Source organism: Pseudomonas monteilii, from assembly GCA_001534745.1.
Lineage (GTDB): Bacteria > Pseudomonadota > Gammaproteobacteria > Pseudomonadales > Pseudomonadaceae > Aquipseudomonas > Aquipseudomonas alabamensis.
Map to the genome: position 1 here is coordinate 3,975,811 of CP013997.1, position 14,345 is coordinate 3,990,155.

Annotated in this window: 9 protein-coding genes; 5 read left to right on the forward strand and 4 right to left on the reverse strand. The window is 65.5% G+C overall.

Features of this window, described 5'->3' with window-relative positions; genetic code table 11:
* Positions 1-4 precede the first annotated feature (4 nt).
* Complete coding sequence (locus tag APT63_17015; protein ID AMA47186.1) at positions 5-577, reverse strand: hypothetical protein; 573 nt, start codon at positions 575-577, stop codon at positions 5-7.
* A 637-nt stretch (positions 578-1,214) separates the two neighbouring features.
* Between APT63_17015 and APT63_17020 the strand changes: the two genes are divergently transcribed.
* Positions 1,215-1,706: a hypothetical protein gene (locus APT63_17020; protein ID AMA47187.1), complete on the forward strand. Its 492-nt coding sequence runs from the start codon at positions 1,215-1,217 to the stop codon at positions 1,704-1,706.
* Positions 1,707-1,758: 52 nt separating this feature from the next.
* On the opposite strand, the gene APT63_17025 is transcribed toward APT63_17020, so the two are convergent.
* The 3 genes from APT63_17025 to APT63_17035 form a co-directional block, all read right to left on the reverse strand.
* Positions 1,759-2,226 (reverse strand): DNA-binding protein, encoded by a 468-nt coding sequence (locus tag APT63_17025; GenBank protein AMA47188.1) that lies wholly within the window; start codon positions 2,224-2,226, stop codon positions 1,759-1,761.
* A 574-nt stretch (positions 2,227-2,800) separates the two neighbouring features.
* Positions 2,801-3,184, reverse strand: coding sequence for a nitrite reductase small subunit (locus tag APT63_17030; GenBank protein ID AMA47189.1), 384 nt, complete (start codon positions 3,182-3,184; stop codon positions 2,801-2,803).
* Positions 3,184-5,736, reverse strand: a complete 2,553-nt coding sequence (locus APT63_17035) for a nitrite reductase (protein ID AMA47190.1) — start codon at positions 5,734-5,736, stop codon at positions 3,184-3,186. The genes APT63_17030 and APT63_17035 overlap by 1 nt, the downstream gene beginning before the upstream one ends.
* 584 nt (positions 5,737-6,320) lie before the next feature.
* On the opposite strand from APT63_17035, the gene APT63_17040 reads away from it, so the two are divergent.
* From APT63_17040 to APT63_17055, 4 genes are all read left to right on the forward strand, one after another.
* Entirely contained in the window at positions 6,321-10,496 is a 4,176-nt protein-coding gene (locus APT63_17040) for a reductase (GenBank protein AMA47191.1), read from the forward strand.
* Positions 10,497-10,602: 106 nt separating this feature from the next.
* Positions 10,603-11,820 carry a nitrate transporter gene (locus APT63_17045; GenBank protein ID AMA47192.1) on the forward strand — a complete coding sequence of 406 codons (1,218 nt, stop codon included), beginning with the start codon at positions 10,603-10,605 and terminating at the stop codon, positions 11,818-11,820.
* Positions 11,821-12,396 carry a histidine kinase gene (locus APT63_17050; GenBank protein AMA47193.1) on the forward strand — a complete coding sequence of 192 codons (576 nt, stop codon included), beginning with the start codon at positions 11,821-11,823 and terminating at the stop codon, positions 12,394-12,396.
* 732 nt (positions 12,397-13,128) lie between these two features.
* A complete protein-coding gene (locus APT63_17055; protein AMA47194.1) occupies positions 13,129-14,340 on the forward strand; it encodes an MFS transporter in 1,212 nt (403 codons plus the stop codon).
* Positions 14,341-14,345 lie beyond the last annotated feature (5 nt).

Below are 14,345 nucleotides of genomic sequence, written 5' to 3' on the forward strand. Positions count from 1 at the left end.
GTCATCACACCTCGAGCCCTTTCAGCCAGAAGTTCGTGTCGCGTTGTGAAAAGTCCTGTGGGTCGAACCCGTACGGGAAGAACTCCCTGAACAGGCCATGCTCTGGATGCTGAGGGTCACCAAGCGCTTCGAGCATCATCTCGTACCCACCCAGGCCACCGATGTCCTCTGGCGGGCAGGCGTTTTCCCCCGCGATGCAGGTAGGCAGGTTGCGGTACTTGCTGCGCGGGACCACCTGTTCCACCGTCACCACATGGTCCCAGCTGTCACCGAGGTCGTAGACATAGCGGAAGGTGGTTTCCGTGCCCAGTGTCTTGACCAACGAGCGCCGCGCCTGGGACTTGATCGTGCTCTCGCCGTCCGGGTCAGGAACGCCGTACCAGACGCCATTGATCAGGTATTGGTGCAGGTGAGCGTTTTCCCAACCCATGGCGACCTGGATGACCAGATGCAGGCGAGCCAACGTGATGGTCTGCGGCACGATCACGCGGCGCCAGATCAGCGGATCGCTGTCCGCCAGGGCGATGTGGAGTTGATAGAGGCCTGGTTTTGCAGGGGTGCGGGACGAAGTGGTCATGGTGAGGCTCGTGAGTGGAGGCTTCCTGGGATACGACGCAAGAACGCATACGCATGAGCAATGCAGCCGCCCTGTACGATCTGCTGGTCACGGATGTGCGCTCTAGGGCGCTAGGTGCGGTTGGGCAGCCACGCACGTCGGCGATCCGTGCACCAACTCTACCGCTTGTCTCGCTCTGGTCATAGCCATAGACAAGAGGCACGTTGCCAGCGCGCCGAGCCCACATACATCGTTGGCAAGGACAGGTCATGATTCGGCTCTTGGCTTGGCTAGCCCCTTTCCACATGCTGACAAGCCAAGCCCCTCGAGACGGATGCCCTCCTCGGCTGACGAAGTCCCACTTCGACCTTCCGTCGCGACTATGTCCACCCTCCCCTAGCGTTTCGTCACCCGCTGTTCATCACCGGGCGCTCGCCCCATCTCCCGCAAGAAGCGCCATTGTTGCCTCAGCAATTCGCGGTGGTCGATGCCGCGGTAATGCAGACCCTCTTACCGGGCTAGCTCAGCGATGATCGAGGCCAGCGCCGGATAGCGCCTATGGCTCCAGCCGGGGAGCAGGCGGGTCAGTTGAGCCCCGGTGTACTGGACCGCAGGGAAGTGGCCTTGAGGATCAGATCAACGATTCGTAACTGGAAAGATGCTTGACGATTTCTGGAAGTCTTTGCTTGAGCAAGGTATCCAGCAGTTCGCGGGGCGTGTGTACAGGATTCTTCAGAAAAGCACGCTGTTTCTGGACGGCTTCAAGTACGGCGGCTTGATCCAAGTCCCATATGTCGGAAAGAAAGACATCGGGATGCAGGGCCCCGATATCGAAGCGCCTCAGGATCTGTGCAGGAAAATCCTTGAGGTTGTAAGTGACGATAACCGACGCGCCGCATTTGATGGCAGCCGCCAAGACGTGTCGGTCATCTCGATCGGGGAGATCGAGCCCTTGAATCAAGGGCTCATGATCGACTACCAGGCAATCAGGAATTGCCTGATTCATGAGCTCAACGGTTCGATTCAGGTGCGCCTCTGTCAAGTCGGGACGGTTTTTCAGCACATTTCGTGTCCACTCGTTGTGGATCTGTTCAGACCAGCGCGCGCGATAGATGCCCGTCAGAGCGAGGTGCATCAGCAGATCACGTAAGGGGCCGGATACAGTACACAGGCATCGTAGACGACGGTGAAGGGTGAGCGCCTCATTGATACCCCATGTCGAGTGCTTGGGCTTGCGCAGCCAATTCTTCCATGGCGGTCTGGCTCGCCTTGTGGCGATTCGTTTTGTAAGCCATGAGGTCGGTGAACTTTATGCGTCGGTGGCTACCGGTTTTTGTGTGCGGAATCTGCCCCTCGTCCAACAGTTTGACCAGATGAGGGCGAGAGACGTTGAGCATGTCGGTACCTTCCTGAGTCGTTAGCTCTGCGTGGATCGGTACCACCTCTACGGCGTTGCCCAGGGCAAGCTCGCTGAGTATGTCACCAAGCAATTTGAGCGCGGCCGTGGGAAGTTCGACGATCTGACGTTGCTGGGCTTCACCGACCAGTTCAATACGTTGGGTCTCCAACTTCGTAGAAACGAAAGCCGCAATCTGACGACTTGATTCAATCGCCACAGCGATCGCTTTTTCATCCGGGAGGATGCCTCGAGCAGGGTCTGTGTGGGTCATGGCGTATCTCCAAAAAGCAGCTTGAATGTTTGATCCTCATGAAGCGAGCAATGAATTTATAATCGAAATAAACGAAACTAGAAACAATCGAAATAAACGAAATCTGCCTAATGGACATCAGCAGGTCGATCAAGTCTGGCTCGATGCGCTGCAGGGCTAGGGCGTTATTGAGCGCGGCGTGATAGCGGTGACTCACACAGAGCGCCTTTCGACATCGACGGCGGGTCTGTTCAACACAGCGTCGAGCGCGGAAGGCCCAGTCCATCTGGGTGATAGGAAAGGAGAGGCGTGGGGTAATGATGGGCTTGCTGGTTTCCAGCTCCCATCGGCAATTGTGCTTTCCTCGACGAGAGCCGGCGCGTGCCCCGTCCTCATCGCCGGCAAGCCGGCTCCCACACCTGTCATCACACCGCAGAGAGTGCAGGCTGCCACGGTAGTGTGGGAGCGGGCTTGCCCGCGATAGCGTCCAGCCCATCACCGCCTGCATCGCCGACAAACCGGGGTGATCACGACCATTCTGACAGGCTACCGAACCGCCTCGCGCTACCTGCCGAGGCCCCGGCTTCGGTGCCCTTCACGGTCCAGTCACCGCGGCCTCGACTTCCACGTCATCCCCCCGCAGCCGCGCCGGCCAGACCCGCAGCCGCTCCGTGGGCATTTCCATGCACGCCCCGTCTTCCAGGCCGAAATGCTGTTTGTACAACGGCGCGGCGACCACCAGCTTGCCCGACACGCTGCCGATCAGGCCGCGACCGATGACATTGGCCCCCGACCGCGGGTCGCGGTTTTCCAGGGCGAACACGCGGCCCTCGCCCTGCTCGTCCGGTAGGTAGAACAAGGCGATCTGGCTGCCGTCCAGCAAGGCGACCACGCCTGAATGAGCCACCAGGTCGTGGCGCCCGCATACCCTGTTCCAGCGGCGGTCGATATCGACCCGCACTGCGTTCGCACCACTCATCACACCACCTCCGTTGCATCGATCAGGTTCATGTCTTGCGCGCGTGCCGGGCGGCGCTGGCCGCGTTCCGTGACGAACTGCACGTCCGGGTCCGCGCCACCGGCATTGACGAAGGTGCGGAAGCGCTTGAGCTTTTCCGGGTCGTTCAGGGCATTGGCCCATTCGCATTCATAACGCTCGACCACCAGTTGCATCTGCGCTTCGAGTTCGGCGGCCAGGCCCAGGCTGTCGTCGATCACCACCGCCTTGAGGTAGTCCAGGCCACCCTCCAGGCTTTCGCGCCACACCGAGGTGCGCTGCAGCTTGTCGGCCGTGCGGATGTACAGCATCAGGAAGCGGTCGATGTAGCGGATCAGGGTCTCGTCGTCCAGATCGGTGGCGAACAGCTCGGCGTGGCGCGGGCGCATGCCGCCGTTGCCGCTAACGTAGAGGTTCCAGCCCTTCTCGGTGGCGATCACGCCGACGTCCTTGCTTTGGGCCTCGGCGCATTCGCGGGTGCAGCCGGACACGGCGAACTTGAGCTTGTGCGGCGCGCGCAGCCCCTTGTAGCGCTCTTCGATGCGCAGGGCCATCCGCACGCTGTCCTGCACGCCATAGCGGCACCAGGTGCTGCCGACGCAGCTTTTCACCGTACGGGTCGACTTGCCGTAGGCATGGCCTGTCTCGAAGCCGGCCGCGATGAGTTCGGCCCAGATGTCCGGCAGCTCGTGCAACTGGGCGCCGAACAGGTCGATACGCTGGCCACCGGTGATCTTGGTGTAGAGGGCGTACTTCTTGGCGACCGCGCCGATGGCGATCAGCCCGTCGGGGGTGATTTCACCGCCAGGAATGCGCGGGACCACCGAATAGGTGCCGTTCTTCTGCATGTTGGCCATGAAGGTGTCGTTGGTGTCCTGCAGCGGCACCAGCCACGGCTCCATGATCGGTCGGTTCCAGCACGAGGCCAGGATCGAGCCGACCACGGGCTTGCAGAGGTCGCAGCCCAGGTGACCCTGGCCGTGGCGAGCCAGCAACTCGTCGAAGGTCTCGATACGTTCGACGCGCACCAGCGAATACAGCTCCTGCCGGGTGTAGGCGAAGTGTTCGCACAGGCTTTTGTCGACCGTGACGCCACGGGCCGTCAGTTCATGCTCGAACACCTGCTTGAGCAGCCCTGCGCACCCGCCGCACCCGCTGCCGGCCTTGGTCTGGCACTTGATGCCGGCCAGGTCCGTGCAGCCGCCGTCGATGGCGCTGCAGATCGCGCCCTTGCTGACGTTGTGGCACGAGCAGATGGTGGCGGTGGCGGGCAGCGCGTCCACGCCCAGCGCGGGTGCCGCTTCGCCTTGGGGCACGATCAGCGACGCCGGGTCGGCCGGCAGTGCGATGCCGTTCTGGATGTATTGCAGCAGCGTGTCGTAATAGCTGTTGTCGCCCACCAGCACGGCGCCGATGGCCTGCTTGCCGTCGGCCGACACCACCAGGCGCCGGTAACTGGCCGTGGCCTCGTCGATGAACCGGTAGCTGCGCGAGCCGGCGCTGGCGCCCTGGGCATCGCCGATGGAGCCGACATCGACGCCCAGCAGCTTGAGCTTGGTGGACAGGTCGGCACCGGCGAACGACTCATGTTCAACACCACACAGCTGCGCGGCCACGCTGCGGGCCATCCGGTAACCTGGCGCCACCAGACCGAACACGCTGCCGTTCCAGGCCGCGCACTCGCCGATGGCCGAAATGTGCGGATCGCTGCTGCGGCATTCGCCGTCGATGGCGATGCCGCCACGGGCACCCAGCTCGAGGCCGCAGGCCTTGCCGAGGGCGTCCTGCGGGCGGATGCCAGCCGAGAACACCACCAGGTCGGTTTCCAGGGATTCGTCGCCGGCAAAATTCATGCGGTAACGGTAGTGCTCGCCTGGGGTGATCGACTGGGTGCTGCACGACAGGTGCACGTGCACGCCCAGCGCTTCGATGCGCGCCTTGAGCGCCACACCGCCCGCCTCGTCCAACTGCACCGGCATCAGGCGCGGGGCGAACTCCACCACGTGGGCTTCCAGGCCCAGGCTGCGCAGTGCGTTGGCCGCCTCTAGCCCGAGCAGGCCGCCGCCGACCACCACGCCGCGCCGGGCGTTGTTGGCGGCGGCGCGAATGGTGTCGAGGTCGGCCAGGGTGCGGTAGACCAGACGCGAATCGCCGGCCGCGCCTTCGATGGGGGGTACGAACGGATAGGAGCCGGTGGCCATGACCAGGTGGGCATAAGGCACACACCCCTGGGCGGTGATGACCTCCTGGCGTGCCCGGTCGATCTCCAGTACCGGTACGCCCAGGTGCAAGATCACGCCCGCCTGTTGGTAGAACGCGGCATCGCCCAGGGCCAGGGATTCGGCATCGCGACCGCCGAAGTACTCGGACAGGTGCACACGGTCGTAGGCGCGCAGCGGCTCTTCGCTGAACACGTGGATCCGGTAGCGGCTCAAAGCCCCGGCTTGCACCAGCTGCTCGACGCAGTGATGGCCGACCATGCCGTTGCCGATTACCACGAGGTTGTGCAGATCACTCGCCAATTCGCTGTTCATGGGTCACCTCTCGAAGCCGATCCGGTTGTTTCAACGCAAAAAAAACGCCTGGAACCAGAAGGTTCCAGGCGCCATTGCCTGTTCTCGCTGCCGGCCCGTGGGCCTGACGCAGTCATTGTTCTTTGGGCCACCAGGGGCCGAACGATCGCCGTTGATCGACAAAGGGGTCCGCTGGCACTGCGCAGCGGTTGCGTAAACCCTATGCAGCGGTTGTGCCACAACGTGCAAAACGGCCTGTGAGGCTTGTGCCTGGGGCGGGCGCGGGACTCCAAAGCGCCTCGGTTCCAGCGCCCATCACGTTCCAAAACGGTGCACATCTGCCAGGGCCGCCCCAGCGCGATGCGCTGCCCCCCTCAGCACACGCCTCGCCTGTCAGTACCGTGCTGCGCGAGCACGCAGTGGCGCGGCGTCTGTCCGCGTCTCGCTCCTGTGTTGGCCCAGCCATTGCTACGCCTAGGCAAACGCCGTCAACGACGACGGCTGTCCATCCAGGCAACACCTCACGACAAAGGCGCCGTGCAGCTTCCGTTGAAAAACGCTGAAGCCGCAGGGCGCCTTTGTCGTTTGCGCACGAGAGCACCGCCATGACCGACACCCTTCCTGAATCCGGCAAGACCGTCCGCAGCGTATGCCCTTACTGTGGGGTGGGCTGCGGCATCGTCATGCAGGTGGAGCACGACCTGATCGTCAAGGTCTCGGGCGACAAGCAGCACCCGAGCAACGCCGGACGCCTGTGCACCAAAGGCAGCACCTGCGCGCTGCCGGTGGCCGACGCCGGGCGGATGAAGCATGCCTTCGTGCGCGAGGCGCGCAGCCAGGACCCGGTGCGCGTCGGCATCGATCAGGCCATCCAGGCCACGGCCAGTCGCCTGCGCGGCATCATCGACACGCATGGCGCCGATGCCGTTGCCCTGTACGTCAGCGGGCAGATGTCGCTGGAGGCGCAGTACCTGGCCAACAAGCTGACCAAGGGCTTCATCCGCAGCCAGCACATCGAGTCCAACTCCCGTCTGTGCATGGCCAGTGCCGGCAGCGGCTACAAGCTGTCCCTCGGCGCCGACGGCCCGCCCGGCGCCTACGATGACATCGAGCACAGCGATGTGTTTCTGGTGATCGGCGCGAACATGGCCGACTGTCATCCCGTGCTGTTCCTGCGCCTGCTGGATAGGCTCAAGGCCGGGGCCAGGCTGATCGTCGTCGACCCACGGCGCACCGCGACCGCGGACAAGGCCGACCTGTACCTGCCCATCGCCCCGGGCACCGACCTGGCCTTGCTCAACGGCCTGCTGCACCTGCTGGTGAAAGACGGCCTGACCGACCCTGCCTTCATTGCCGACTTCACCGAAGGCTGGGACGTGATGGACGACTTTCTGGAGGCCTACACCCCCGCCCATGTCGCACAGGTCACGGGCCTGGCCGAGGCGGACATTCGCACGACGGCGCGCTGGATCGGCAAGGCGGCGAACTGGATGAGCTGCTGGACCATGGGCCTGAACCAGAGCGTGCAAGGCACCTGGCACACCAACGCGCTGTGCAACCTGCACCTGGCGACCGGCGCCATCTGCCGCACCGGCAGCGGACCGTTCTCGCTGACGGGTCAGCCCAACGCCATGGGTGGTCGCGAAATGGGCTACATGGGGCCGGGCCTGCCGGGCCAGCGCTCGGCACTGGTCGCCGAGGACCGCGCCTTCATCGAGCAGCTGTGGGGGCTGGAGGCGGGCAGCCTGCGCGCCGACGGCGGCACGGGTACCGTCGACCTGTTCCAGGCCATGGCCGCAGGCACCATCAAGGCCTGCTGGATCATCTGCACCAACCCGGTGGCCAGCGTACCCAACCGTCAGCAGGTGATCGACGGGCTGCGCAAGGCCGAACTGGTGATCACCCAGGAAGCCTTTTTGGACACCGAAACCAACCGTTACGCCGACATCCTGCTCCCCGGTGCGCTGTGGGCCGAAGCCGAAGGGGTGATGATCAACTCCGAGCGCAACCTGACCCTGACCCAACAAGCCGTCCAGCCACCGGGCGAGGCCATGCCGGACTGGCAGATCATCGCCCGGGTCGCCTGCGCCATGGGCTATACGGAGGCGTTCAGCTACACCGACGCCGCGCAGGTCTTCGAAGAGCTCAAGGCCACGGCCAACCCCAAGACCGGCTACGACCTGCGCGGCGCCAGCCATGCACGCCTGCGCGAGCAGCCGCTGCAATGGCCCTGCGCGACGGCGGATGCGGCGGTGCGCCAGCCGATTCGCTACGTTCAGGCCGATCCCGCCCCCGGGCGCCCGGCACTCATGTTTCCCACCGCCAGCGGCAAGGCGCAGTTCTTCGCCCGGCCGCACCTGCCGCCCGCCGAGTTGCCCGACGACGAATTCCCGCTGGTGCTCAACACCGGCCGCGTGCAGCACCAATGGCACACCCTGACCAAGACCGGCAAGGTGCCGGCGCTGAACCGCCTCAACCCAGGCCCCTTCGTCGAGGTCCACCCGGTCGATGCCGAGCGTCTGGGTATTGTGCCGGGCAAGCCGGTGCAGGTGCGCTCACGCCGGGGCGTGGCGGTGCTGCCGGCGATGCTCAGCGATCGAGTGCGGCCGGGGAATTGCTTCGCGCCTTTTCACTGGAACGATGTGTTCGGCGACGGGCTGGCGATCAATGCCGTGACCTGCGATGCGGTCGATCCGCTGTCGTTGCAGCCGGCGTTCAAGTACTGCGCGGTAGCGTTGCAGGCCATGGCCGAGGCTGAAACGGGCACGGCAGCGTTCGCCGGACAGGCGATGGCAACCGCCGCCGGGCGAAAAGCGACGTCCCCTGCGGAGCAGGAAACAGCGTCTTTCGTCACACAGGACGCGGTCACCCTGGCCAATACAGCCGCGAAAGCGTTTACGCCAGCACAGATCGACGGCGTTGCACGGCTGCTGAACCTGCATGAGACCGCCCCGCTGGCGCTGAGCGCTGACGAGCAGGTGTACCTGCGTGGTTATCTGATCGGTCTGCGCAGCGTCGAAGGCCCGCAGGCGGGCGTACCGACGCTGCCCGAGCAGGCCCCCTTCGATGTGCAGCGGCGCCTGTTGCTCAATGGTGTGCTCGCCGGCGTGTTCTCCCGTACGGACGGACCCGGCCCTGGCGCCGCCGCCCAGGCGTCGAGCACTGAATGGCTGGTGCTCTGGGCCTCGCAGACGGGCAATGGCGAACACCTCGCCGCCCTGTGCGCTCAACGCCTGGGCAGCGCCGGCCAGCGCACCCGCGTGCAGGCCATGGACAGCGTCGAGCTTGGGCAACTGCGCGATGCTGCCGGGGTGCTGCTGGTCGCCAGCACCTTCGGCGATGGCGAGCCGCCGGACAACGCCGTCGACTTCTGGCAGACGCTGTCGGACGCCGCCCCCGACAGCCTGCGCAGCAGCCGTTTCGGCGTGCTGGCGCTGGGCGACTCCAGCTACCGGCAGTTCTGCGGCTTCGGGCGCAAGCTCGACGAGCGCCTGGCGGCCCTGGGCGCGGACCGTATCCAGCCGCGCCTGGAGTGCGAGCCGGACTATGAAGCCCCCGCTGAAGGCTGGCTGGCCGAGCTGTGCGGCAAGCTGGACACCGGGACGCCCGCGGTGGCTGTCGCGACCCAACCGCCCTCTCCCGTGCAGGCCGACGCCGACCGCAACCCCTACACCCGCGCCCAACCGCTGTACACCCGAGTGCTCAGCAATCGCCTGCTCAATGGCGACGGCGCCGAGAAGGAAACCCGTCATCTGTCGTTCGACCTGGCCGGCCATCACTTCCCCTACCGGGCGGGCGATGCGCTGGGGGTCTGGCCCGTCAATTCACCCGACCTGGTGGAAGACGTGCTGAGCACGCTTGGCCTGGACGGCAACACCCTGGTGCAGCTCGATCCACAGCCGCCCATGCCCTTGCGGGTCGCCTTGAGCGAGCACCTGGAGATCGCCCGCATCAGCCCGGACCTGCTGAACCGGGTGGCGGTCGAGCGCGGTAACGAGCGGCTGCGTGCCCTGCTCGAAGCAGACCAGCACGCCGCCTTGCAGGCCTGGCTGTGGGGCCGGCAGTTGCCCACCCTGCTCCGTGAATTCCCCCTGGAGTTGGACGCAGAGCACTGGGTGCGCCTGCTCAAGCCGCTGCAACCGCGGCTGTATTCGATCAGCTCAAGCCCGGTCCTCACACCAGATGAGGTACACCTGACCGTCGCCACCGTGCGCTATCAGCACGAAAGCCAGGCACGGGGCGGTGTGTGTTCGACCTTTCTGGCCGACCGCGCCAGCGAACACGGCGTGCGCCTCTACCTGCAACCCTCCGCGCACTTCCATCCACCGGCGAATCCCGACACGCCGCTGATCATGATCGGGCCTGGCACCGGTATTGCACCGTTTCGGGCGTTCTTGCAGGAACGCCAGGCACAGGGCGCACATCGCAACTGGTTGTTCTTCGGCGAGCAGCGGGCGCGCACCGACTTCTACTACCGCGAGGAACTGCGCGAGTGGCAGCGCAACGGGGTGTTGCAGCGGCTGGAGACGGCCTTTTCCCGCGACCAGGACGAGAAGGTCTACGTGCAGCACCGCATGCTCGAGTTCGGTGCCGAGCTGTGGCAATGGCTGGAGCAAGGCGCCTACGTCTGCGTGTGTGGCGATGCCGCACGCATGGCCAAGGACGTCGATGCTGCACTCAAGGCCATCGTGCAGCGCCACGGCAAGATGAGCAGCGCTGCCGCCACGCTCTACATCAGCGACATGAGCAAAACGCGCCGGTACCTGCGCGATGTGTACTGAATACCGGTGGGGCTGGCCGGGCCGACGCGTCGGCCACCCGCACGGGCAATGATCAGGCATCGGCCCGTCGGGCCTTTTTCCAGCGACACGGATCGGGAATCACGATGTGAGCGATAACAGCAACGACCTTACCCCCGGCCGCTCCACGGCCTGGGTCGCCGGCAGCGACGCCCCGGAAAAGCGCGTGCTGAACATCGGCTTCATGCCGCTCAGCGATGCCGCCTCGGTGGTGGTCGCCGCCACCCAGGGCTTTGCCCAACCTTATGGGCTCACCCTCAACCTGCACCGGCAGACCTCCTGGGCCGGGGTCGCCGACAAGCTGTCGAGCGGCGAGCTGGATGCGGCGCATGCCTTGTACGGCATGGTCTATGCCCTGGAACTCGGCATCGGCGGCGCGCCGGCCACCGACATGACCGTGCTGATGGGCCTGAACCAGAATGGCCAGAGCATCAACCTGTCCCAGGCGCTCACGGACGCCGGGATCACACACCCCGCCGCGCTCAGGCAGCACGCCGCGACGGCTGGCCAGGCGCTCACGTTCGCCCACACCTTTCCCACCGGCACCCACGCCCTGTGGCTGTACTACTGGCTCGCCAGCCAGGGCATTCACCCGCTGCACGACGTGAACAGCGTGGTCGTGCCACCGCCGCAGATGCTCGCGCACCTGCAGGCCGCCCGCATCGACGGTTTCTGCGCGGGCGAGCCGTGGAGCGCCCATGCCGTGGCGCTGGGCCAGGGCTGCACGGTTGCCACCAGCCAGTCGATCTGGCCCGACCACCCGGAAAAAGTGCTGGCCTGCACGCGGGCCTTCGTCGAACAGTACCCCAACACCGCCCGCGCCCTGCTCAAGGCGGTGCTGGAAGCCAGCCGCTTCATCGAGGCCAGCCCGGAGAACCGCCGCAGCACTGCGCACCTGATGAGCGCCCGCGCCTACCTCGACGTGCCGCTGACCAGCCTTGAGCCGCGCTTCATGGGCCTGTACGACAATGGCCTGGGCACGCTGTGGCAGGACGGCCACCCGCTGAGCTTCCACAACCATGGCGCGGCGAATTTTCCCTACCTGTCCGACGGCATGTGGTTCATGACCCAGTTCCGCCGCTGGGGCCTGTTGCGCGACGACCCGGACTACCTGGACGTGGCCCGTCGGGTGCAACAGCTTGGCCTGTACCGCGAGGCCGCAGGCGACCTGGGCATCGCCATACCCGCCAGCCCCCTGCGTCGTTCGCGGCTGCTGGACGGCAGCGTCTGGGACGGCACCAACCCCGCCGCCTACGCTCGCGGCTTCGCCCTGCACGCCCGTCATGTTCGGTCACTGGAGGCTTAGATGCTGCGCATTCTGCTGATCAACGACACCTCCAGAACGGGCGGCCGCCTGCGCAGCGCGTTGAGCGAAGCGGGCTTCGAGGTCATCGACGAGTCGGGCCTGACCATCGACCTGCCCGCGCGGGTCGAAGCCGTGCGCCCGGACGTGGTGCTGATCGACACCGACTCCCCCAGCCGCGACGTAATGGAGCAGGTGGTCATCGTGACCCGCGACCAGCCCCGGCCCATCGTCATGTTCACCGACGAGCATGACCCGGGGGTGATGCGCCAGGCGATCAAGGCGGGCGTCAGCGCCTACATCGTCGAAGGCATCCACGCCCAGCGGCTGCAACCGATCATGGACGTGGCCATGGCGCGCTTCGAGAGCGACCAGGTGCTGCGCTCGCAGCTCCACGCCCGCGACCAGCAACTGGCCGAACGCAAACGCATCGAACTGGCCAAGGGCATGCTGATGAAGATGAAAAGCTGCGGCGAGGAAGAGGCCTACACGCTGATGCGGCGCCAGGCCATGAGCCGACAGCAGAAGCTGATTCAGGTGGCCGAGCAGATCATTGCGATGAACGAGTTGCTGACCTGAAGGGGGTGGGCTTTCGGGCCATTTCTAAGCACAGCGTTGGCCAAGGTGCACCGCAATGCAGCAACGATGGCCTCATTCTGGGCACGCGCGAGGTCCGGTTCGTCTGTACAGAGGCGGTCGCTTAGGGGGATCGCAGTCGGTCCAGCGCCTTGCCAGGGACCGCTCATATTCGCTGCAGTGGTACAAGCAGTCGCGATCCCTGTGGGAAATTTTACGGTTTCTGCCAAGTGCTAATGTGGGCCCAACCGCGGTACAGGGGCCGCACAGGTGACCGCGATAGCTTGCAACCCCGCGGTGGGACTACGGGTGTAGGAGCGGCCCCTGTGCCGCGATGGGCCGCAAAGCGGCCCTAAATCGATCAGCAATAAAGCCCCGGATCCTGCCAGCTACCGTCATGCTCTCTGCGCGACAGCGCGGCGCCACGGCGGCAGGCGGACTCCCACAAGGTCCATGGCAGCCGATTTCACTCCAGCCTGGTCATGGATGAACGACCCTGAACCTTGCCGACCATCGCGCACCTCTCCACCTTTGGCACACAACCTGCTTTGACCTCTGCATAGGTAACCAACGGCGGTTGCCCACCCCGACAAAGACGTCGCATGCCCGTTCGCGAAAGCGGATCCGGCATGGCGACGTCTTTGCGTTTCTGGCCTCGCGCCACGAGGCGGTGGAGCAGCCGTGAGGGCTCGCCCACCTGCAAGCACACAACCCTTTTGCAGATGAGGTGCTGGAATGAACAACAGTTTCTGGAAAGCCGGGCACACCCCCACATTGTTTGCCGCGTTCCTGTACTTCGACCTGAGCTTCATGGTCTGGTACCTGCTCGGCCCCATGGCGGTGCAGATCGCCACCGACCTGCAACTGACCACCCAGCAACGCGGCTTCATGGTCGCCACGCCCATTCTGGCTGGGGCGATCCTGCGCTTTGTCATGGGCATGCTGGCCGATCAGCTGTCGCCCAAGACGGCCGGTCTCATCGGCCAGGTGATCGTCATCGTCTCGCTGCTGGCGGCCTGGCAGCTCGGCATCCACAGCTACGGGCACGCCTTGCTGCTCGGCGTGTGCTTGGGCATGGCCGGCGCCTCGTTCGCCGTGGCGCTACCGTTGGCCTCGCAGTGGTACCCCGCCGAGCACCAGGGCAAGGCCATGGGCATCGCTGGCGCCGGCAACTCCGGCACCGTGTTGGCCGCCCTCGCCGCGCCGGTGCTGGCCGCCGCCTTCGGCTGGACCCAGGTCTTTGGCCTGGCGCTGATCCCGCTGGTGCTGACGCTGATCGTGTTCGCCCTGCTGGCGAAAAACGCCCCCAACCGCAGCAAGGCCAAATCCATGGCCGACTACTTCAAGGCCCTGGCCGACCGCGACAGCTGGTGGTTCATGTTCTTCTACAGCGTGACCTTCGGCGGCTTCATCGGCCTGGCCAGCGCCCTGCCCGGCTACTTCCACGATCAGTACGGCCTGAGCCCGGTGACCGCCGGCTACTACACCGCCGCCTGCGTGTTCGGCGGCAGCCTGATGCGCCCGCTGGGCGGCGCCCTGGCGGACCGGTTCGGCGGCATCCGCACGTTGCTCGGCATGTACGCCGTGGCGGCCGTGTGCATCGCGGCGGTGGGCATGCACCTGTCCAGCTCCATCGCCGCCCTGGCCCTGTTCGTCAGCGCCATGCTCGGCCTGGGCGCCGGCAACGGCGCGGTGTTCCAGCTGGTGCCCCAGCGCTTCAACCGTGAAATCGGCGTGATGACCGGCCTGATCGGCATGGCCGGTGGCATCGGCGGCTTTCTCCTGGCGGCGGGCCTGGGCGCCATCAAGCAGAGCACCGGCGACTATCAGCTGGGCCTGTGGCTGTTCGCCAGCCTTGGCGTGGTGGCCTGGTTCGGGCTGTGCGCCGTCAAGCGCCGCTGGAGAACCACCTGGGGCTCGGCGGCCTTCACCGCCGCACGGGTCTGAGCCGC